This is a genomic window from Sporosarcina sp. Marseille-Q4063, assembly GCF_018309085.1.
GTDB lineage: Bacteria > Bacillota > Bacilli > Bacillales_A > Planococcaceae > Sporosarcina.
This window is the reverse complement of sequence record NZ_CP070502.1, coordinates 1,867,518-1,887,918: the sequence shown is the minus strand read 5'-3', so window position 1 is coordinate 1,887,918 and position 20,401 is coordinate 1,867,518. Positions and strand designations below refer to the sequence as shown.

Annotated in this window: 22 protein-coding genes and 6 tRNA genes; 27 read left to right on the top strand and 1 reads right to left on the bottom strand. The window is 41.4% G+C overall.

What is annotated here, in order from left to right; all coding sequences use genetic code 11:
* Positions 1-106 precede the first annotated feature (106 nt).
* The 6 genes from JSQ81_RS09695 (at position 107) to JSQ81_RS09670 (ending at position 7,348) form a co-directional block, all read left to right on the top strand.
* Complete coding sequence (locus JSQ81_RS09695; protein ID WP_212607398.1) at positions 107-1,177, top strand: D-alanine--D-alanine ligase; 1,071 nt, start codon at positions 107-109, stop codon at positions 1,175-1,177.
* Positions 1,178-1,189: 12 nt separating this feature from the next.
* Complete coding sequence (gene murF / locus JSQ81_RS09690; protein WP_212607397.1) at positions 1,190-2,572, top strand: UDP-N-acetylmuramoyl-tripeptide--D-alanyl-D-alanine ligase; 1,383 nt, start codon at positions 1,190-1,192, stop codon at positions 2,570-2,572.
* Positions 2,569-3,276, top strand: a complete 708-nt coding sequence (locus JSQ81_RS09685; protein WP_212607396.1) for an alpha/beta hydrolase — start codon at positions 2,569-2,571, stop codon at positions 3,274-3,276. The genes murF and JSQ81_RS09685 overlap by 4 nt, the downstream gene beginning before the upstream one ends.
* A gap of 325 nt (positions 3,277-3,601) precedes the next feature.
* Positions 3,602-5,110, top strand: coding sequence for a degradosome RNA helicase CshA (locus JSQ81_RS09680; RefSeq protein WP_212607395.1), 1,509 nt, complete (start codon positions 3,602-3,604; stop codon positions 5,108-5,110).
* 248 nt (positions 5,111-5,358) lie between these two features.
* On the top strand, positions 5,359-5,838 hold the full coding sequence (locus JSQ81_RS09675; protein WP_212607394.1) for a PH domain-containing protein: 480 nt from the start codon (positions 5,359-5,361) through the stop codon (positions 5,836-5,838).
* Complete coding sequence (locus JSQ81_RS09670) at positions 5,831-7,348, top strand: PH domain-containing protein (RefSeq protein ID WP_212607393.1); 1,518 nt, start codon at positions 5,831-5,833, stop codon at positions 7,346-7,348. The genes JSQ81_RS09675 and JSQ81_RS09670 overlap by 8 nt, the downstream gene beginning before the upstream one ends.
* 35 nt (positions 7,349-7,383) lie before the next feature.
* Here JSQ81_RS09670 and JSQ81_RS09665 read toward each other — a convergent pair whose 3' ends face one another.
* Complete coding sequence (locus JSQ81_RS09665) at positions 7,384-7,989, bottom strand: rhomboid family intramembrane serine protease (RefSeq protein WP_212607392.1); 606 nt, start codon at positions 7,987-7,989, stop codon at positions 7,384-7,386.
* A 66-nt stretch (positions 7,990-8,055) separates the two neighbouring features.
* On the opposite strand from JSQ81_RS09665, the gene acpS reads away from it, so the two are divergent.
* The 21 genes from acpS to JSQ81_RS09560 all read left to right on the top strand — a co-directional run bounded on the left by acpS (position 8,056) and on the right by JSQ81_RS09560 (position 20,352).
* Positions 8,056-8,409 carry a holo-ACP synthase gene (acpS, locus tag JSQ81_RS09660; protein ID WP_212607391.1) on the top strand — a complete coding sequence of 118 codons (354 nt, stop codon included), beginning with the start codon at positions 8,056-8,058 and terminating at the stop codon, positions 8,407-8,409.
* A 58-nt stretch (positions 8,410-8,467) separates the two neighbouring features.
* Positions 8,468-9,493, top strand: coding sequence for a LolA family protein (locus JSQ81_RS09655; protein ID WP_212607390.1), 1,026 nt, complete (start codon positions 8,468-8,470; stop codon positions 9,491-9,493).
* Positions 9,494-9,559: 66 nt separating this feature from the next.
* Positions 9,560-10,684 carry an alanine racemase gene (gene alr, locus JSQ81_RS09650; protein ID WP_212607389.1) on the top strand — a complete coding sequence of 375 codons (1,125 nt, stop codon included), beginning with the start codon at positions 9,560-9,562 and terminating at the stop codon, positions 10,682-10,684.
* 151 nt (positions 10,685-10,835) lie between these two features.
* Positions 10,836-11,117, top strand: coding sequence for a transcriptional regulator (locus JSQ81_RS09645; RefSeq protein ID WP_249336691.1), 282 nt, complete (start codon positions 10,836-10,838; stop codon positions 11,115-11,117).
* 4 nt (positions 11,118-11,121) lie between these two features.
* Positions 11,122-11,472, top strand: coding sequence for a type II toxin-antitoxin system PemK/MazF family toxin (locus JSQ81_RS09640; RefSeq protein ID WP_210470845.1), 351 nt, complete (start codon positions 11,122-11,124; stop codon positions 11,470-11,472).
* Positions 11,473-11,617: 145 nt separating this feature from the next.
* A complete protein-coding gene (locus JSQ81_RS09635; protein ID WP_212607388.1) occupies positions 11,618-12,448 on the top strand; it encodes an RsbT co-antagonist protein RsbRA in 831 nt (276 codons plus the stop codon).
* On the top strand, positions 12,445-12,807 hold the full coding sequence (locus tag JSQ81_RS09630) for an STAS domain-containing protein (RefSeq protein WP_172370724.1): 363 nt from the start codon (positions 12,445-12,447) through the stop codon (positions 12,805-12,807). Before JSQ81_RS09635 ends, JSQ81_RS09630 begins: the two co-directional genes overlap by 4 nt.
* Positions 12,808-12,809: 2 nt before the next feature.
* A complete protein-coding gene (locus JSQ81_RS09625) occupies positions 12,810-13,211 on the top strand; it encodes an anti-sigma regulatory factor (protein WP_212607387.1) in 402 nt (133 codons plus the stop codon).
* Positions 13,212-13,225: 14 nt separating this feature from the next.
* On the top strand, positions 13,226-14,239 hold the full coding sequence (locus JSQ81_RS09620; RefSeq protein WP_212607386.1) for a PP2C family protein-serine/threonine phosphatase: 1,014 nt from the start codon (positions 13,226-13,228) through the stop codon (positions 14,237-14,239).
* A 69-nt stretch (positions 14,240-14,308) separates the two neighbouring features.
* Complete coding sequence (locus JSQ81_RS09615) at positions 14,309-14,650, top strand: STAS domain-containing protein (RefSeq protein WP_212607385.1); 342 nt, start codon at positions 14,309-14,311, stop codon at positions 14,648-14,650.
* Positions 14,637-15,104: an anti-sigma B factor RsbW gene (gene rsbW / locus JSQ81_RS09610; RefSeq protein ID WP_212607615.1), complete on the top strand. Its 468-nt coding sequence runs from the start codon at positions 14,637-14,639 to the stop codon at positions 15,102-15,104. Before JSQ81_RS09615 ends, rsbW begins: the two co-directional genes overlap by 14 nt.
* On the top strand, positions 15,082-15,870 hold the full coding sequence (gene sigB / locus JSQ81_RS09605) for an RNA polymerase sigma factor SigB (RefSeq protein WP_212607384.1): 789 nt from the start codon (positions 15,082-15,084) through the stop codon (positions 15,868-15,870). The genes rsbW and sigB overlap by 23 nt, the downstream gene beginning before the upstream one ends.
* The gene (locus tag JSQ81_RS09600) at positions 15,870-16,466 is read left to right on the top strand and encodes a PP2C family serine/threonine-protein phosphatase (protein WP_212607383.1); all 597 of its coding nucleotides are present in this window, start codon (positions 15,870-15,872) and stop codon (positions 16,464-16,466) included. The genes sigB and JSQ81_RS09600 overlap by 1 nt, the downstream gene beginning before the upstream one ends.
* A gap of 57 nt (positions 16,467-16,523) precedes the next feature.
* The gene (locus tag JSQ81_RS09595; RefSeq protein WP_249336690.1) at positions 16,524-18,686 is read left to right on the top strand and encodes a Tex family protein; all 2,163 of its coding nucleotides are present in this window, start codon (positions 16,524-16,526) and stop codon (positions 18,684-18,686) included.
* Between the two features lie 14 nt (positions 18,687-18,700).
* Entirely contained in the window at positions 18,701-19,159 is a 459-nt protein-coding gene (locus tag JSQ81_RS09590) for a SprT family protein (protein WP_212607382.1), read from the top strand.
* Positions 19,160-19,338: 179 nt separating this feature from the next.
* Positions 19,339-19,410 (top strand) — tRNA-Glu (locus JSQ81_RS09585).
* A 329-nt stretch (positions 19,411-19,739) separates the two neighbouring features.
* A tRNA-Gln gene (locus JSQ81_RS09580) sits at positions 19,740-19,814 on the top strand.
* A gap of 101 nt (positions 19,815-19,915) precedes the next feature.
* Positions 19,916-19,988 (top strand) — tRNA-Lys (locus JSQ81_RS09575).
* A gap of 74 nt (positions 19,989-20,062) precedes the next feature.
* Positions 20,063-20,149: transfer RNA gene (locus JSQ81_RS09570), tRNA-Leu, on the top strand.
* 43 nt (positions 20,150-20,192) lie between these two features.
* Positions 20,193-20,266, top strand: a tRNA-Arg gene (locus JSQ81_RS09565).
* A 12-nt stretch (positions 20,267-20,278) separates the two neighbouring features.
* Positions 20,279-20,352, top strand: a tRNA-Gly gene (locus JSQ81_RS09560).
* Positions 20,353-20,401 lie beyond the last annotated feature (49 nt).

Below are 20,401 nucleotides of genomic sequence, written 5' to 3'. Positions count from 1 at the left end.
AATGTTTTATATGACTTAGTATTTATTTTGAGTTATTCATTCATGCTTGTTGGGTACACATGGTAAACTAGTGATACAAATTCAAATGAACGGCGAGGGAAAAACTATGAAAAAAAGTTTAGGTTTAGTATACGGCGGAAAATCCGCAGAACATGAAGTTTCATTATCAACTGCGCGTGCAGTTATTCAAGCGGTCAACTTTGACCGATATGAAGTAATTCCGGTTTATATCACGTATGAAGGCGAATGGAGAAAAGGACAGCCGCTTGAGCAACCGGTCGAGACAATCGAGGAACTGCGTTTAGCAGGAAACGGCGAAAGCAAACCAGACAGCATTCATGACTTTTTAAATGGCGGAGCAGGGCTACCTGACGTGATCTTCCCGCTTTTACACGGAACAAACGGGGAAGATGGCACCGTCCAAGGTTTTTTCGAAGTGATGAATATTCCATACGTCGGAAACGGTGTGCTCGCATCTTCTGCAGGTATGGATAAAGTTTCTATGAAGCAATTATTCGCGCAGGTAGGTCTAAACCAAGTGCCATATGTCCATTTTGTGCGTAGCGGTTGGAAACAAGATCGCGACCAGTTACTAGGTCAAATGGAACAAGAACTGGGTTGGCCGATGTTTGTCAAACCGGCAAACTTGGGGTCGAGCGTTGGAATTAGCAAAGCGACGGACCGTGATAGCTTAATTGAAGCGGTAAATTTCGCATTGAAATTCGATCGCCGTGTAATTGTTGAACAAGGCGTCACAGCCAGAGAAGTAGAATTAAGCGTAAAAGGGAATGATTACCCAACGTGTTCAGTACCTGGAGAGATTAAGCCTGTTACAGATTTTTATGATTATGAAGCAAAATATAAAGACGGAAACACGGAACTCATCATTCCTGCAACAGTCACTTCAGAAGTGAAAGAGAAAATGGAGGACATGTCGATTCGCGCATTTAAAGTGCTCGATTGTTCGGGATTAGTCCGTGCTGATTTCTTCGTAACCGCAGACGATGAGGTACTCATCAACGAAGTAAATACGATGCCCGGTTTTACCCCGACGAGCATGTTCCCGTTATTATGGAAAAACTCAGGTGTAACATACCCGGAACTCATTGATGAACTCATTGAATTAGCGCTTGAACGTCATGCTGAAAAATCAAAAATACAATATACGATGGATTGAGTGTGAAGTGAATTGAAACAACCATTAATTAAAATTGCCGACTGGTTACAAGAAGATGGACAGCATCTTGAAAACATAATGATTAAAGGTGTCTCCATTGATTCCCGTACTGTCGGGGAAGGCCATTTATTCATCCCGTTTCGAGGGGAACAAGTCAATGGACACCGTTATGTGAAAAGTGCAATTGAAAAAGGAGCGGCGGCTGCGCTTTGGATGAAAGACGAACCAAATCCGCCGAAAGACATTCCGCTAATCTTCGTTGATGACCCGGAACTCGCTTTGCAAAAAATGGCTCGGACGTACCGAGATCTACTTGATTGCACAGTCATCGGCATTACTGGATCTAACGGAAAAACGTCCACGAAAGACTTAGTGGCCAGTGTTTTGTCGCCTTATTACAATGTCCGGAAAACAGAAGGAAACTTCAATAATGAACTTGGTCTGCCACTAACGCTTTTATCGCTCGATGAAGGAACGGAATATGCTGTTCTTGAGATGGGCATGAGCGGATTTGGCGAAATTTCATTTTTATCGAAGTTAGCAAAACCGGACTATGTCATCATTACAAATATCGGCGAAGCCCATATGCAAGACTTGGGGTCTCGCGAAGGAATTGCCAAGGCGAAGTTTGAAATCATTGACGGCCTATCGTCAAATGGCAAGTTATTTTACGACGGGGATGAACCTTTATTAAACCCGTTCGTCGAAAAACAACAAAACATCCAAAAAGCGTCATTCGGTTATCAGGCCAACAATGATTTAGCGCTTCAAGATGTTCATTCAACAGCAGCGGGAAGTGACTTTGTCGTTACTGGACTTTACGAAGGCCAATTCACAATTCCTGTTTACGGCGCACATCAAGTGAAAAATGCCCTCGCAGCAATCTTAATTGCAAAAGAGGTCGGTTTATCGACTGAAGATATACGCGAAGCCCTATCAGCGGCAAGTTTGACTGATATGCGCATGCAACCAGTTTCAGCCGACAACGGTGCGTTGTTTATTAATGATGCATATAATGCGGCGCCGACCTCGATGCGCGCGGCACTTTCATTTTTAAAAGAGACATCGCTTCGCCCGGAAAAATGGGTGGTTCTTGGGGATATGCTGGAACTCGGGAACCAGGAAAAAGCTTATCACGAATCATTATCTGCAAAGCTCATAGACATGAAACTAAAAGGGATTCTTCTCTATGGTCCGCGAATGAAATGGCTTTTTGAACGATTGCAAGATGAATCATTACAATCGAAACTACTTTGGTCAGAAGATGATTACGAACCACTTGTAAATGAATTACGTGACAATACAGATGCAGACTCGGTCATTCTATTAAAAGGGTCCAGAGGAATGGCGCTTGAAAATATTCTTACTCCGTTTTTAAAAGAGACAAATACATGAAAACTGGGGTTTTATTCATCCACGGCTTCACGGGCGGAACGTATGAAGTACAACCGCTGATCACATTTGTTAAAGCACGCACAGATTGGTCAGTAGAAGTTCCAACCTTGCCGGGACATGGCGTGACGCTAAATTTGTCGAATGTGTCGGCAGAATCCTGGATGATGGAAGCAGAACTTGCGATGAGGCGCTTGCAGAAAAGGGTAGACCGCGTGATAATCGTCGGGTTTTCAATGGGCGGGTTAATCGCGCTATATCTTTCGCTTCGCTATCCGGTGTCCAAACTCGTATTGTTAAGCGCCGCTGCGAAATACATTAGTCCGCGATTTCTGCTTGAAGATGTTCGAATCATGCTGCAGGAATCGATAACGAAAAATTACTCGCCGAACTCATTTCATCATTTATACGACTATAAATTAACACATACACCACTTCGCGCGATGTTCGAGTTTTTACGGATTGTAAGAATGGTGGAGCCATACTACAGTCAAATAAAAATACCCGTTTGCCTCGTGCAAGGAGAAAAAGATGAAATTGTTCCTTTTTCCTCTGCGGAACATTTATATAAAACGCTCGGATCTGAAAAAAAGGTCTTCATAAAATCACCCAGAGGAAAACATCATATTTGTTATAGCGATGACTGCAATGACTGGTTTTCGAAAGTGCTCGATTTCATGAGGAATGATTGTCAAAAACAGATTTAAAGTAAACTGATTAGTATTACTTGAGCGCTTTGATTGCAGGAGAGGTTTGCCCGTGGTACACTTTGATGAGCATTGGATACATTTCACTGAGACTCTTCATGCATGAAGAGTACTTTTTTTTGAATAAAACGGTTTGTTCATTACTTGCGGGCACGCGTCCGTTGACCGAACCGCTCGGCAAGGACCGGGCTTTCCCTTTCAACCATACCCTCATAAAAACGAGGATGTAAAATATCGGAAACGTTCCCTTTAAAGGCTCGAATTTGCCGCGCTTTCATTTGCAAATGTAACCAACTGTCAAATGGAGAAAAAGGAGATTGAAATTTTGACTAAATTTTCAGAGCTAAATATTAGCGAATCAACACAACGCGCTTTAAGCAACATGGGGTTTGAAGAAGCAACACCAATCCAAGAAGGTACGATTAAGCTTGGACTCGAAGGCAGAGACATTATCGGACAAGCGCAGACGGGTACAGGGAAAACGACAGCATTCGGCGTTCCTATTATTGAAAAAATAGACACGAGCAATCGTTCTGTACAAGCACTAGTCATCGCACCAACGCGCGAATTGGCAATTCAAGTATCAGAAGAGATTTACCGAATCGGTAGCGACAAGCGCGCTAAAGTACTATCCGTTTACGGCGGACAAGAGATTGGCCGACAAATTCGTGCCCTGCGTAATAACCCGCAAATTATTGTCGGTACTCCGGGACGTTTACTCGACCTTATTAAACGTAAAACATTAAAGCTTGATAACGTTCAAACGCTCGTCCTTGATGAAGCGGATGAAATGTTAAATATGGGCTTTATCGAAGACATTAATGAAATCATGTCAAGTGTTCCTGCAGAACGTCAAACACTACTGTTCTCGGCTACTATGCCAGCACCAATTCGTCGTATTGCAGAAACATTCATGAAAAACCCAGAAATCGTTGCAATCAAATCAAAAGGCATGACTGTTGAAAATATCGATCAATATTTCGTTAAAGCGCATGAACGCGAGAAATTCGATGTATTGTCACGTATTTTAAACGTTCAACAGCCAGAGCTAGCAATTGTTTTTGGCCGTACTAAACGCCGGGTTGATGAACTTTCTCACGCATTAACGATTCGTGGATACCTAGCAGAAGGAATTCATGGAGATTTAACGCAAGCAAAACGGATGTCGGTTCTTCGTCAATTTAAAGAAGGTAAAATCGATATTCTTGTTGCAACAGATGTTGCAGCACGTGGACTAGATATTTCAGGCGTTACGCATGTATACAACTTTGATATTCCGCAAGATCCAGAAAGTTATGTTCACCGTATTGGTCGTACAGGACGCGCAGGAAAAAGCGGGATTGCTGTTACTTTCGTTACTCCGCGTGAAATGGGTTACCTACGAATTGTCGAGCAAACTACGAAAAAAGCTATGACACCAATGACTCCGCCATCATCGGATGAGGCATTAATCGGTCAACAACGTCTTGCTGTTGAGCAACTTTCTGAGATTGTCGAAAAAAGCGAGCTAACTGATTACACGCAACTTGCTTCTGAAATGCTTCAGAAATATGAGGCGAGAGACATTGTTGCAGCAGCGCTTAGAAACCTAACGCGCGAACCAAATGATGCACCGGTTACAATTTCTGAAGAACGCCCACTTCCTTCAAGAGGCGGCGGTGGTGGACGCGGTGGAAACCGTGGAAATCGCGGCGGCGGACGAAGCGGTGGCGGAGGCCGTCCATTCCGTGGAGGCGGCGGAGGCCGTTCATCTTCTGGAGGACGCGGCGGATCACGTCGTGGCCGTGAAGGCGGAAACCGTAGCGGTGCAAGCCGTTCACGCAAACCTGAATAATAAAGTATGCAAAAGTCCGGAATCGCTTATGCGTTTCCGGGCTTTTTTTGTTCTTTAGTCGTTTGCGGATGGTTTATGGTCGCTTGGCGGCTATCTTTAGTCGGCGATATAACTTTTATTATTAGTCGTATTAACTTCATCTTTAGTCGTTTCGCTGCGGTCTATGGTCGTTTGGGAAAACTTTTCAAAAAGTGAAACATTTTCTTCGTGCTTTCGTATAGACTAGAAGGAGGAAGGGGGGCATTCGAATGAGAAAACAACCAGTGAATCGAATTTCAGAAAAAGGATTGCGCGTCTGGCGTTTATACGGGATTATGCAAACTATTATCGTTTTGCTTTTAGCAGTTGGTGCAGGCGTTCTGACATACATATACGAATGGCCATGGGGGATTTATGCGATAGCGGCAGGTGTTGTCATTATCTATGCATACTTATTTATTGTTTTATTCCCCAAAATCCGTTGGTTGCGTTGGCGTTATGAAGTACGTGAATCAGAGATTGAATTGCAACACGGTTTATTTATCGTCAAGCGTACATTGATCCCGATGGTCCGCGTGCAACATGTCGATACATCCCAAGGCCCAATACTGCGAAAGTATAATTTGGCGGGGATAACGATATCTACTGCGGCAACGAACCATACGATTCCAGCACTTGTCACGGAAGAGGCAGATGAGCTAAGAAGCCGGATATCTGTGCTTGCAAGGGTGGCGGAAGATGATGTCTGAGGAACGTTACAAACTGCATTGGATTACAGCGCTCATAGAAGTATTGAAAACATTGAAAGAAATGATACTTCCATTAGTCGTTCTCGTTTTTGCGAATGGTCTACAAGATTCAGGTACGGGGAAATGGTATTGGGATTATCTAACGTTTATTATTTTTGGTGTACTTATCATCGTATTTTTCATAACCGGTATTATTAAATGGAAAAGGTTTGTTTATTGGTTCGAAGACGACGAATTGCGTATCGAACACGGTTTATTTGTAAAAAAGAAACGCTATATTCCATTTCATCGTATCCAAAGCCTCGATTATACAGAAGGAATCTTACATCGCCCGTTAAAGTTAGTGAAGGTCAAGGTGGAAACCGCGGGTGGTGCAGATATAACTAAATCGGATGCAGAATTGACTGCGATTACAATAGAAGCAGCGAATCGAATCGAAGAGAAAATGGCGGAGGCGAAACAAAGAAAAGCGCACAAACCAGATGTTTTTGATGAGTTCGAGCCAGTTGTTGAACCAAAACAAAAATTGAAATCGGTTTATAAAATGACTGGGAAAGATTTGCTTGTCCTTGCGACAACATCTGGCGGCGTAGGTTTGATCTTGTCCGGGGCTTTAATATTCCTAGTCCAATTCGCAGAATTCATTCCATTTGATAAGATGTATGTGGAAATTTCCGAGTTTATCAAGTACGGCATCTTAATCGTTGTCATCGCTGTGTTTCTTGGGTTGTTGATCATCTGGGGTATTTCTGTTCTCATGACGTTTTTGGGGTATTACGGATTTACAGTGGAGCTCGACAAAGAAGATCTTGTGATTTCTCGCGGATTAATTGAAAAAAAGCGAGTGACCGTACCGCTCAACCGTGTGCAAAGCGTCCGTATTATTGAAAACCCATTCAGGCAGCTTTTTGGATATGCAAATGTCGTCATCGACAATGCAGGCGGGGGTCTTGGTGAAGGTGCGCGGATTAATTTGTTTCCATTAATAAAAAAATCCGCAATAAACGGTCCGTTAAAAGAAATATTCCCGGATTTAGTCGTGAAGGAACCGACCCAAAAAGTACCAGCTCGCGGGAAGCGTTATTATTATCGCATTGATTTTATATGGATGATACCAGCAATCGCCGCACTTACGTATTATTTCTTTCCATACGGATTATTTTCATTGTTGCTAATTCCCGTCATCGTATTATGGGGGTTGTTCCAACATCGCTCAGCGGCGTTTGAAATATTCGGGAATCAATTAACGATGCGTTTTCGAGGATTTAGTTTACAAACAGCTTATTTGATGAAAAACCGAATCCAATCGATGGAAATCAAACAAAATTACTTTCACCGTAAAAAGAATGTCGCAATCGTGTCTGCGCGTGTAAAATCGGGTGTGGGCGTGTTTAATGCACAAGTAAGCTATATGGAAGAGGAAGATGCGAACGGGATTCTTGATTGGTATGAACCATCGAGAGAGAGAAAAGTTGAATCTGACTTAATTGTTGATAATAACTTGGAATAAAAAAGCCTAAGGATTCATCTCCTTAGGCTGCCTTCTTATCGACTTTTCCAACTCAAAATTCTTTTCGGGTTAAAGTAACTCAGGCCGATGAGAAATCCAACAACAAGCCCGGCTATGTGAGCGGTTGCGTTTATGTTCGGACCAACGAACGTCATAATGATGCTAATAACGATAATTGGTAAAATGATTTGGCGAAGTTGCGGCATTGAGCGTTTCGTATAATAAATAAGCGCGCCAAATGCGCCGAAAATACCGAAAATCGCGCCGCTTGCTCCTAAATGCGCATAACTGAGATCTTGGAAAAAGTATGTCGCTACGTTAGCGAAAATACCGGAAAGCATATATAACGTCGTAAAACGCATTTTGCCAGTTAGTTTTTCAAGTTCGGGACCAAATACAAATAAACAAAACATATTAAAAAGAATATGCATAAATCCGCCGTGCAAAAACATGGGCGTAACAAAACGCCACCAATCACCGTCAGCAATAAGATAGTTTACGCCTATCCCGGCGGTTTGAACGATGACACCGATGCCCGGTAGTAACGTAATCAGGAAAATGCTTATATTTATAAACAGTAAAATCGTTACTATTGGATAAAATCGAATGTATTCGGAAAAGCTTTCTGTACGAGTAAACATTTTTTCACCTCAATCTATACATCATTATACATATTTTCGTCTTGAAAAGGGAAGGGGAGAGTTTCGATGATTTCAGGAATCGGTTTAGACATCGTTGAACTAGACCGAATTGCGAAGCTAGAAGAAAAATCTGGAAAATTTGTGGCTAGAATATTGACGAGTTCAGAAGCCAAAATTTATCGGTCATTAAACGGTCACCGTCGAACTGAATTTTTAGCAGGTCGGTTTGCTGGAAAAGAAGCATTTTCAAAAGCGCTTGGAACCGGAATCGGTGCGGGGTGCAACTTCACAGATATTGAAATAATCCCTGAATCCAGCGGAAAGCCGCGCCTTTATTTCAAGGGGTCCTTAGTTACTGGTTTTATTTCCATTACGCATACAAAGAAAATTGCTGCCGCTCAAGTAATTCTAGAAGCATAATCACGAATCCTTCCTCATAAGATGACGTACCCGATTGAAATGAGAAAGGATGAAAGATATGCGTAGCCGGATATTTTCCTTGTTAGTTGTTGTAATCGTAATTGTCCTCGCAGCATGTGGGGCGCCATCGAAAGAAAATGTGACGAAGAAGCTCAGCGACAAGTGGAATGACTCGAAAGGGTATGAGCTGCAAGCAACGATGGAAATCAAGACTGGATCAGAACCGAGGTTGTATGACGTGGACGTCTGGCATACGAAACCCGATTTCTATCGTGTACATGTAACACAAAGCGGTAAAGAAGAGTCTCAAATGATTGTCCGTAATGAAGATGGTGTTTTCGTTGTCACTCCGTCCTTAGGAAAAACGTACAAGTTTCAAAGTGATTGGCCTGCACATAACAGTCAAGCATACTTAATCGGAGCATTGTCAGAAGACATTAAAGCTGATAAAAGTGCGACGATGACTGAAGAGGATGATGCGTTTGTCTTTGAAACAGAAACAAGAAATAATCACCGCAAAGTTTTGCCGACCCAAAAAATTTATATTAACAAAAAAACATGGTTGCCGATGTACGTCTCTGTTTTGGATGAAAACAAAGAAGAACAAATACGTATTACCTTTAACAAAATCACGTTGGGTACAGCAAGAAATGCGGATGAGTATGCAGTTGAGTTAAACAACGAAGAATCTGAACCAGCCGATGACGAAGCGGAAGCGGAAGATGAAAATGAAGATTCAACAGATGAAGGATTTGAAACTTATTACCCTACAGTGAATTGGAAAGATGTCACACTTATAAATGAAGAATCGTTGAAAACTGAAAATGGTACTCGTTCATTTATGACTTTTGGTGGTGAAAAAGAATTTACGATTGTTCAAGAGCGTGTACAACGACCTGAACATAAGTTGCCTGTTTCAATAGAAGGAGATCCTGTAGATTTAGGTTTTGCTGTAGCAGCTATTACAGACAAATCGATTCGTTGGGAAGCTGATGGTATTTCATTTTTCATTGCATCCGAGACGTTAACAAAAGATGAAATGATCGATGTTGCCTTGTCGATGTCAGCAGATGAGATGAAATAAGTTGTTGACGAAGAAGCGGTGTAGATTGATAATAGATAGAACTACACCGTAAACGAGGTCAGGGATATGCCGAATAGGAAGTTATTTCGCCCAACAAAAGCAATGATCAACTTAGACGCAATCAGGGACAATGTAAAAGCTTTAAATGACTATTTAGGCAATGAGACGTCCATTATTGCGGTTGTTAAAGCGGATGGATATGGCCATGGCGATGTTGAAACTGCACAAGCTGCAATTGAAGCCGGAGCAAAAATGGTTTCAGTTGCAACGCCAGAAGAGGCGGTGCGGCTTCGCGAATTCGGGATAAGTGAAGATATTCTCGTCATGGGCCCATCCCCCGCGGACTTTGCTGAAACAGCAATGGATTTAAATATTACAGTTGCTGTATCAGGGGCAGAGTGGTTAGAGGAAGTTTGTTTAACAAAGAAATTTGACCGTCCTTTAAAAGTGCACGTTAAAATTGATTCAGGCATGGGACGTTATGGGGTTCGGGATGTTAAGTCTTTAGCAGAAATTATCAATTTCACGAAAGATTCAACACAAGTCATAGTGGATGGTGTTTTTACACATTATTCATGCGCAGACATGGAGCAGTGTGAGACAACGGATGAACAATATGCTAAGTTTATGGAGTTTGTCGAATTGTTCACGGAAAAACCTCGTCTGGTTCATGCATCGAATAGTGCTGCAACCTTGCTCTATCCGAATTACAAACTTGATGCAATTCGTTTTGGCATTGGCTTGTACGGGATTGCACCATCTGAATATGTACAGCAAAAGTTACCGTTTCCACTCAAACGAGCGCTGTCACTAGAAACGAAATTAGCGCATGTAAAGCGGCTGGAAAAAGGCTGGTCAGTTAGTTACGGGGCAACGTATCAGTCATTGGAAGATGAATGGATTGGCACATTGCCAATTGGTTATGCAGATGGATTACGACGAGGACTCCACGGCCAAGAAGTATTAATCGGCGGCAAGCGAGTGCCGATAGTCGGAACGATTTGCATGGATCAGTGTATGGTGAAGCTTCCCGAGGAAATGCCGGTAGGCGAAAAAGTTGTTTTACTCGGCAAGCAAGAGAATGAGGAAATCAATATGGAAGAATGGGCGGAACGATTGGGCACAATTCCATATGAAATAGCGGTTTCCTTATCCAAAAGAATTCCTAGAGTGTATATTTCAAATCCTTAACGCGATAATAAGTGCCTGCATTCGACAAAAAACCACGAAACATGAAGTTTCCTGTCAATCTATTTGTATCTATGTCTTCTCAATGTCGACAAATGATGCTATGATGGATTGGTAGGTAAACTAGTGAACGGGTTTGTTGGAGGTGCTGACATTGCGTGCAAAAAAGAGCATGAGAGAAGTCATTGTAAAGATTCCGAAACGAATGTTGAATGAAAATGAACATACGGTCGTCCATCAGGAGCCAGAGCGTGGTGGTTTTGTTTATATTTCGACAAAAAGATATGAATCAGATTACGAGCCGGATACGATTCGCGAAGCGATGATAAAGGGTTATGTCGAAATGTCGCAAATCAACTTGAAAATTGCCACGGAATGCTTACATGTGGAGTTTGAAGCCCAGCATACGATGGAACGTCTCGTTAGCGGAGGATGAGAAGTTGGCAATAAAACGTGGAGACGTCTTTTTTGCAGATCTGTCGCCAGTCGTGGGTTCTGAACAGGGCGGAACTAGACCTGTTCTTGTAATCCAAAACGATATTGGAAACCGATTTAGCCCGACAGTTATCATTGCGGCTATTACAGCGCAAATTCAAAAAGCAAAATTGCCGACACATGTTGAGATCGATGCGGAACGCTATCATTTCGAGCGGGATTCGGTGATCCTGCTCGAACAAGTCCGTACAATCGACAAGTCGAGGCTAACCGATAGAATCACACATCTAGATGAATTTTTGATGGAACAGGTCGATGAAGCACTAGAAGTGAGTTTCGGCCTCGTCAAATTTTAACAATACATATAGTAAACGGAACATCACAGCGTCTCTATCTGTGGTGTTTTTTCAATTGTTCGACTAAAAGAGTGTGTTTTTAATAAATATTCGTTACAATAGAAGTAACTATTAATTAGAAATAAGGGAGGAGCAATAACCGAACATGAATAATAAAATGGTTCAGTGCATTCACGAAAACTTAGATGGTATTCTTGAAAGATGGGAAGATCGAATGAAAGACGTGGAGGAAGAACGCTTCTTTCATTTCATGCCGGACGAGCTTATCGACAAGACAAGCAGAGAGTTTGCAGAATTAATGACTTCTAATCTACATCATTCCGAAGTTGTTAACCCTGAAAAACTAGCAGACTTCACAGAAAAAGTAGTTCGTTTTGGCTGGTCAATAAAATTTGTCAATAAATCAATTGAAAACTTTTCAGATATTTCCTTTGAGATGATGGAGGAAAAAGGGGTTATTGATAACTCGAATGTCAGGGAGTATATGAAATCTTTCAGCAAATGGATATCTCCTCTTCGCGAAAGTATAATCGATGCGTACGCCGTTGAGTGGGAACGTACCGTGAAATTACAACGAATTGCGCTGCAAGAACTTTCCGCATCTTTGATTCCGGTATTTGAAAAAATATCGGTCATGCCGCTGGTTGGAACGATCGATACTGAGCGCGCAAAACTAATCATGGAAAACATTCTTGAAGGTGTGGTGAAACAACGCGCCGAGGTTGTTTTACTGGACATAACAGGCGTTCCTGTTGTTGATACAATGGTTGCCCACCATATCATACAAGCTGCGGATGCTGTTCGACTAATTGGAGCGAAATGCATGCTGGTCGGAATTCGCCCAGAAATTGCTCAGACAATTGTAGCTCTCGGAATTGAATTAAAAGATTTCACAACTACAAGCACTTTGCAACGTGGAATGCAGGAGGCCCTCAAACTCACGGATCGCAAAATAGTGGAGGTAGAAGAATTATGAATATGCGAATACCAATTTTAAAACTAGGCGACATTTTAATCGTGTCCATTCAATGGGAACTGGACGATCAGAATGCGATTCAATTTCAAGAAGATCTCTTGAATAGATTGCACTCGAAAAATGCGCGTGGTGTTTTGATAGATTTAACTCCAATCGATTTTATTGATTCGTTCATAGCAAAAGTACTAGGTGATGTGATTAATATGTCTAGCCTAATGGGAGCGAAAGTAGTAATTACCGGAATCCAACCCGCTGTTGCAATAACACTAATAGAGCTTGGGATACGTTTGGAAAACGTCATGACAGCGCTAGACTTGGAAAACGGACTGGATAAACTTCAGATAGAATTGGAGGCCTAACTATGGAGTGCCGATCTTCTGTAGACATTTATACAGAATGGGACATTGTCGCTGCCCGTCAGCTTGGTCGTAACGAAGCAAAGAGTATCGGTTTTGGAACCGTTGACCAAGCTCGTATCACGACAGCGATAAGCGAACTGGCCCGTAACATCTATTTATACGCAGGAAAAGGTAATATTAAAATTGAACGAATCTATGAAAATAACCAATATGGAATAACGATTATTGCATCAGATGAAGGTCCTGGAATCGCTGATCTTCGAAAAGTGATGAATGATGGTTATTCGACTTCAGGTGGACTAGGTGCGGGAATGCCTGGAGTCCGACGTCTTATGGATGAATTTAATGTACAGTCCGAACAAGGCATAGGAACTACAATAACCGCGGTGAAATGGCTCCGTTGAGGGGGTGAGGGAAAATGCCGAAAGAAGTAGAAAAGCAATATAAAGCAATCGTGAATCGATATATCAATACGAAAAGTGAAAATGATTTATATGCGGGTCAGAAATTTAGTAGACGATTTATCGAAAAAGAAATTTCGCCGGAAGAAGTCATCGGTATTCATAAATCCGCGTTAATGGAATTATTTAAAGATGCACCTGAAGACTTTTGGCATTCTTTTGATTTCCTCATTGAAATGATGATTCATTATGGACTCGCATTGCAAGAGCATCAAAGTCTTATTCGAAAACAAGAGGAACTGGACCTGGAAATGAAAATTGCAGAAAAAGTTCAAAATACATTGCTGAAAACCAGGGTGCCAGAATTTAGCGATCTTGATATTGGGTTTTTAACAGTGCCTGCTAAACAAATGAGCGGAGACTATATTTACTTTCTCAGTGATGATTCAAACTACGCAAGTGTTGCAGTTGCAGATGTTATTGGCAAAGGAATTCCAGCAGCCCTCTGCATGTCCATGATTAAATTTGGTATGGATAATATGCAACAGCAAAATTCCAGTCCGCATGTCGTTCTGGATGTTGTGAATCGAATTGTTGAAGAAAGTGTCGATGATTCAATGTTTATTTCAATGTTCTACGGAAAATATGAGGTGAAAGGATCCTTATTTTCCTATGCTTCCGCAGGACACGAACCTGTTTTGTTATACAAAGCGGCTACAGATTCTTTTATTGAGCTTGATGCAAAGGGCTTGTTGCTCGGAGTTCAGCCAAATGTAAATTACGAAGAACGTAGTGTTGTCTTAGATGAAGGCGACTTTATAGCCATGATGACGGACGGCGTAACTGAAACAAGAACGGAAGATGGATTTATCGATGAGGAAATTATTAAAGAGATTTTGAAAACAGTCAAAGATGAACCAGCCCAACAAATTGCGGATACCGTGTACCAACAACTTGGGGAAATGCAGAACTTCCATCTGCATGATGACTTTTCAATCGTGATTTTTAAAAAAGGGAATAAACCGGTTTAAGTTAGTAATAGATTGGGTATAGAACCTTTAGGACTTTAAAAAAAACAGTAGAAATTCGGGGGGTTGAAAATGAACTTATCAGTAGAATTGTCTAAGGAAGATAGTGTTCAACGTTTTCACATTGCAGGTGAAATCGACGCGTTTACAGCTCCAGTTTTAAAAGAGAAACTAGCGGCTGTTCAAGATATACCGGGTTTGCAAGCTGAACTGAATCTAACTGATGTAACTTATATAGATAGTACCGGACTAGGTGTTTTCGTTGGGTTTTATAAGACATTAAAGGCAAACGATGGTTATGTGAAAATTATTGGCGTAAATGATCGGGTAAAACGATTATTTGAAATTACGGGTCTCGATGAAATTATTGACATCGAGAAGGGAGTAGGTGAAAATCGCGATGCAACCCTATGACTATGTAGAAATAAGAGTACCGGCTAAAGCGCAATATATCGGGATTGCCCGACTGACGATTTCCGGCCTCGCGAGCCGACTTGGATTTAACTACGACGAAATTGAAGATTTGAAAATAGCGACGAGTGAGGCTGTGACAAATGCAGTCCAACATGCGTATCAAGATAATGAAGGTGAAGTCGTAGTAGGTTGTGCTCTTTTTGAGGATAAAATTGAAATTATGATAGCTGACCACGGGGAAAGCTTTAATTATGAAGAAGCGAAAAAGGATATTGGCCCATACAACGAACTGGAAGAAGTCGAATTCCTTCGAGAGGGCGGGTTAGGCCTTTATTTAATGGAAACATTGATGGATGAAGTAAAAGTCCACCACGAGGAGGGTGTGACAGTCTTTATGACAAAATATCTTGGTGAAGAGCAGGTGGATAAGGATGTCAAAACAGTCACCTCCTAGATCAGATACTAAAGATGAGGTTCTACAATGGATAAAAGAGTGTCAGGAAACAAATGATGAAGAAGCACAGACGAATTTAGTTCTTCATTATGAAAGGCTAGTGCAATCACTTGCTCACAAATATTCAAATGGTAAATCCTATCATGAAGATTTGGTGCAAGTTGGAATGCTAGGTTTACTAGGTGCCATAAGGCGATATGATCCTGATTTTGGCCGGAGTTTCGAAGCATTTGCCGTTCCGACGATTATTGGTGAAATCAAAAGATTTATGCGCGATAAGACTTGGGCGATTCATGTCCCAAGACGCATTAAAGAACTTGGCCCGAAAATCAGAGCGACAGTCGAAAAGTTGACGACTGAATTACAACGTTCCCCTCAAATTCATGAGATTGCCGAATATCTTGAAATAGACGAAGACGATGTTTTGGAAGCCATGGAAATGGGAAGAAGTTACCAGGCCCTATCAATGGATCATACTTTGGATGCCGATTCAGAAGGTGGAACGGTAACGCTATTTGATCTAATTGGTTCTACTGACGAAGGCTATGAAGCTACCGATCAACGGATGCTCGTTTTAGAGGCGCTTGTCGTACTTTCAGAACGGGAAAAGCAAATCATTCAATATACATATATTGAACAGCTTAGCCAAAAAGAAGCAGGGGAATTACTTGGTATTTCGCAAATGCATGTTTCAAGACTACAACGAAAAGCGATTAAAAAATTACAAGAAGCTATATCAGCGGCTACTACTGGTGGGGTGTCTTAGTGGAGACAGTTGTCAATGACCATGTCGAACTAAATATATATCAAAGGGCAAAGTCAGGGAATATGGAGTCTGGGGATGCATATTTTGTACATTCGGATGACGATTACTTCATTTGTGCGATTGCAGACGGACTCGGAAGTGGACCAATTGCACGTCAATCCGCCGAAATAATTCCAAATGTCATTAAAGAGCATCATGATGAATCTCTCGATGAACTGCTTAGCAGATGTAATGAATATATGATTCAAAAACGTGGTGCGGCAGTTGCAATCGTGAAAATTGATTATAAGAACAAGGTAATTCAATATAGTTGCGTAGGAAACGTCAGGTTTTATATGCTACAAGATGGGAAGAAAATGATTTATCCCCTTCCGGTAATGGGTTATTTATCAGGGAAGCCCCAGAAATTGCATACACAGGAATATGACTATCATTTAGGGGACGTCTTTTTTCTTCATTCTGATGGAATTCAATTATCAAGTCCGAAGTCATTATTGAAGAAAACGAAATGCCTTAACCAAATTAGTCGAAGTGTTATTGAAACAATCAATCACGATGACGATGCAACATTCATAGCGGGAAGCCTGCTTCATTAAACGGAAGCAGGCTTTTCTGTGTTAAAATAGATGACAAGATGAAAGGTGGGAAATGTATTGAAGCATATTTTGAAACTGACTGCAGCGAGGGCATCTGTCCCAGTTGGTCAAACTGAAAAAGTAATTGCGTTATTGGAAGAAGGAAATACAGTTCCATTTATTGCAAGGTATCGTAAAGAGGCAACCGGCTCTTTAGATGAAGTGCAGATTAAGGCGATTGAAGACTCCTATGGATACGTAAAAAGTTTGGAGCAAAGAAAAGAAGAAGTGCTGCGCATTATTGAAGAACAAGGCAAACTCGACGAAGAATTGAAAAAGAAAATTGAGGGCGCAACTGTCCTTCAACGCGTAGAGGATTTATATAGACCTTATATGCAAAAAAGAAGAACGCGTGCAGCAATGGCGAAAGAAAAAGGTCTCGAACCGCTTGCTGAATCACTATTGAAACTATCTGATACAGAACCAAATGAACTTGCGAAACAATACGTCAACGTAGAAAAAGAAGTAGAAACCATCGGTGATGCATTGGCAGGCGCTCGTGACATTATTGCAGAAAACATCGCTGATGATGCTGCAATTCGCGAATCGATTCGAAAAATCGCGTGGGCGGACGCATCAATTGTATCTTCAGTCCGAAAAGACGCGGAAGATCAACGAAAAGTTTTCGGAAACTACTATGATTATCATGAACCGTTGAAACGAATTGTTCCCCATCGCACACTAGCGCTTAACCGCGGTGAAAAAGAGGGAATTCTACGGTTGTCTGTTTCCTTTCCAGAGGAACGAATTATCGGCGTTATGACCCGAGAATTAATTCGCAAGTCGCATTCTCCTTCTGCAGCACAAGTGGAAGAAGCCGTTCAAGATTCATTTAAACGATTAATTGCCCCTTCAATAGAACGTGAAATTCGGGCGACGCTTACAGAAAAAGCGGAAGAGCAAGCAATTCATGTGTTTTCAGAAAACCTGAAAAGCCTTTTACTCCAGCCGCCTCTAAAAGGGAACTTTGTACTTGGCGTAGACCCTGCTTTTCGTTCCGGATGTAAACTTGCTGTTGTAGATGAAACAGGAAAACTACTTGAAGTCTCCGTTATTTTTCCGCATCCACCAAGACCGGAAAAAGAAAAATCGAAGCGCGCAATCATAAATATATTGGAGAAATATCCAATTTCGATTATAGCAATCGGAAATGGTACGGCGTCCCGTGAAACGGAAATGTTCATCGCGGATTGTTTAAAAGAGGGACGAGCCGGCGTTTCGTACGTTATTGTAAACGAAGCGGGCGCAAGTGTATATTCAGCGTCAGAACAGGCGAGAGAAGAATTTCCGGACCTTCAAGTCGAAGAACGAAGCGCGGTTTCAATTGCGCGGAGATTACAAGATCCATTATCCGAGCTCGTTAAGATTGATCCAGGTTCTGTTGGCGTAGGTCAATACCAGCATGACGTAGCGAAAAGAAAACTGTCTGATTCCCTTACTTTTGTCGTTGAAACAGCTGTTAACAGGGTCGGCGTTAACGTCAACACAGCATCTTCATCACTGCTTCAATACGTAGCGGGTCTTTCAAAAACAGTCGCGGAAAACATCGTTAAATCGAGAGAAGAGAATGGTCTCTACACGAAAAGAAACGAACTGAAAAAAGTTCCTCGTTTAGGTGCGAAAACATACGAGCAGGCTATTGGTTTCTTGCGTGTACCAGAAGCGAAGGATCCATTCGATTCTACAGGAATTCACCCTGAGAGTTATAAGGTAGCAGAACTCATTTTGGAAAAGGCGCAAGTAAAGAAAGAATCTTTAGGGAAAAAGGAAGCGGCCGAAGCGCTATCCGAATTAAACATTAAGGAATTGACAACTGAGCTTGACGTTGGTGAAGTCACCTTGAAAGATATTATTGAAACTTTACAAAGGCCAAATAGAGACCCGCGTGACGATTATCCACAACCGCTATTGAAAGCGGATATTCTTGATGCAAAAGATCTTTACGAGGGACTTGAAATGCAAGGAACTGTGAGAAACGTTGTTGACTTCGGTGCTTTTGTTGATATCGGCGTTACCGAAGATGGGCTCGTTCATATTTCCAAAATGAAAAAAGGATTCGTTAAACATCCATTAGATGTTGTTGCATCCGGAGATATTGTTACCGTATGGGTGGATTCGGTTGACCGGGAAAAAGGTAGAATTGCTTTAACGATGATTCCACCGAAAAAAACTAACGATTAAATGGAGGGATTGTAATGACGAATGAGGAATTACAGACGCTCGTCAAGACAATTTCCATTGACGTATTTAAAAAGCCGTTCCTTCATCAAGCGAAGCATAATCCGCGATTACGTACAACAGGCGGCCGTTATATGCTCGCAGACCATACAATCGAAATTAACCCATTAGTATTTAAAGTCCATGGAATGGATGAACTCGTCGGTGTAATCAAACACGAACTTTGTCATTATCACCTCCATCTAGAAGGAAAGGGATACAGACATCGGGACGAGGATTTTCGGAAGTTATTAAATGAAACATCTTCCCCAAGATTTTGTAAACCGCTTGCTGCACAAAATAAAAAATCAACTTCCTTCTATATATACGAATGTGAATCATGCAAGCTGAAATATAAACGAAAAAGAAGAGTAAACGTGCAGAAGTACCGATGCGGAAAATGTGCTGGAGCTATTTCGATACAAATCAATAAGTAAATGGAAAACAGTTAGGCCGTGTAAAACGCGGTCTAACATTGTTTTTTAATGTTTTTAAAGAAAAACAAATAAAGGGTTGACGAAAGCCAACAACCTGTCTATAATAATAAAGGTCGGCTTAGGAAAACAATATATTGCAAGAATGAATTAGCCGTTATATTTATATCTATTTAAAACGAGGCCCCTTGGTCAAGCGGTTAAGACACCGCCCTTTCACGGCGGTATCACGGGTTCGAATCCCGTAGGGGTCATTAAAGAAACTTGAAACGCAAAGCGTTCCAAGTTTCCTCCTAGAATTACTTATCAAAACTAAGTTTTGATATTGAGGCATATTTTCGAGGGTCTTATCGAAAAAAGGTTTGCCGGAAAAGAATTTCGAAAGCGCACTTCGCTTTCAAAATTCTACCTAGAAGTTCCTATCAAAACTAAGTTTTGATATTGAGGCATATTTTCGAGGGTCTTATCGAAAATAGGTTTGCCGGAAAAGTATTCTACATTTGAAATAATTAATGTTTTATTCTATAGTATAGAAACGGTATAAAACACCACAATAAGAATTGATGTTTAGTTGTAAAAGTATTGGGGTATAGCCAAGCGGTAAGGCAACGGACTTTGACTCCGTTATTCGTTGGTTCGAATCCAGCTACCCCAGCCAATTTAATTGAATGTGAATCATTTAAATAAACTTGCGAGAAACGCCGAAGGCAGTTCAAGTAAAATGAATGAGTTGCGAAGAATTTATCCATATATAATCAAGAGCCATTAGCTCAGTTGGTAGAGCATCTGACTTTTAATCAGAGGGTCACAGGTTCGAATCCTGTATGGCTCATCACACTTATGATGAAAAATAAATGTTGACAAATTGCTAGTATGCTATATAATAAAGATTGTCGCTAAAATAATGCGGTAGTGGCGGAACGGCAGACGCGCTAGGTTGAGGGCCTAGTAGGGGTTAACCCTGTGGAGGTTCAAATCCTCTTTACCGCACCAAATATAAGGAATGCATTATTTCCTTGCTAACAACTCTAACAGAGCGCCCGTAGCTCAATTGGATAGAGCGTCTGACTACGGATCAGAAGGTTGTGGATTCGAATTCTTCCGGGCGCGTTAACTTATAATGCGAGTGTAGTTTAATGGCAAAACCTCAGCCTTCCAAGCTGATGATGAGGGTTCGATTCCCTTCACTCGCTCCAAATTTTATTAATTAAAAACAAACTTTGAAGATAGTTGTTGACATTATGC

Bases quoted from the DNA above. Each gene is read 5' to 3' on its own strand.
- JSQ81_RS09665 (WP_212607392.1), bottom strand. From the start codon at position 7,989: ATGTTTACTCGTACAGAAAGCTTTTCCGAATACATTCGATTTTATCCA.
- JSQ81_RS09590 (WP_212607382.1), top strand. From the start codon at position 18,701: ATGACGAATGAGGAATTACAGACGCTCGTCAAGACAATTTCCATTGAC.
- JSQ81_RS09615 (WP_212607385.1), top strand. From the start codon at position 14,309: ATGAACTTATCAGTAGAATTGTCTAAGGAAGATAGTGTTCAACGTTTT.
- JSQ81_RS09630 (WP_172370724.1), top strand. From the start codon at position 12,445: ATGAATATGCGAATACCAATTTTAAAACTAGGCGACATTTTAATCGTG.
- JSQ81_RS09635 (WP_212607388.1), top strand. From the start codon at position 11,618: ATGAATAATAAAATGGTTCAGTGCATTCACGAAAACTTAGATGGTATT.
- JSQ81_RS09675 (WP_212607394.1), top strand. From the start codon at position 5,359: ATGAGAAAACAACCAGTGAATCGAATTTCAGAAAAAGGATTGCGCGTC.
- alr (WP_212607389.1), top strand. From the start codon at position 9,560: ATGCCGAATAGGAAGTTATTTCGCCCAACAAAAGCAATGATCAACTTA.
- rsbW (WP_212607615.1), top strand. From the start codon at position 14,637: ATGCAACCCTATGACTATGTAGAAATAAGAGTACCGGCTAAAGCGCAA.
- JSQ81_RS09625 (WP_212607387.1), top strand. From the start codon at position 12,810: ATGGAGTGCCGATCTTCTGTAGACATTTATACAGAATGGGACATTGTC.
- JSQ81_RS09620 (WP_212607386.1), top strand. From the start codon at position 13,226: ATGCCGAAAGAAGTAGAAAAGCAATATAAAGCAATCGTGAATCGATAT.
- JSQ81_RS09670 (WP_212607393.1), top strand. From the start codon at position 5,831: ATGTCTGAGGAACGTTACAAACTGCATTGGATTACAGCGCTCATAGAA.
- JSQ81_RS09695 (WP_212607398.1), top strand. From the start codon at position 107: ATGAAAAAAAGTTTAGGTTTAGTATACGGCGGAAAATCCGCAGAACAT.
- sigB (WP_212607384.1), top strand. From the start codon at position 15,082: ATGTCAAAACAGTCACCTCCTAGATCAGATACTAAAGATGAGGTTCTA.
- JSQ81_RS09685 (WP_212607396.1), top strand. From the start codon at position 2,569: ATGAAAACTGGGGTTTTATTCATCCACGGCTTCACGGGCGGAACGTAT.
- acpS (WP_212607391.1), top strand. From the start codon at position 8,056: ATGATTTCAGGAATCGGTTTAGACATCGTTGAACTAGACCGAATTGCG.
- JSQ81_RS09655 (WP_212607390.1), top strand. From the start codon at position 8,468: ATGCGTAGCCGGATATTTTCCTTGTTAGTTGTTGTAATCGTAATTGTC.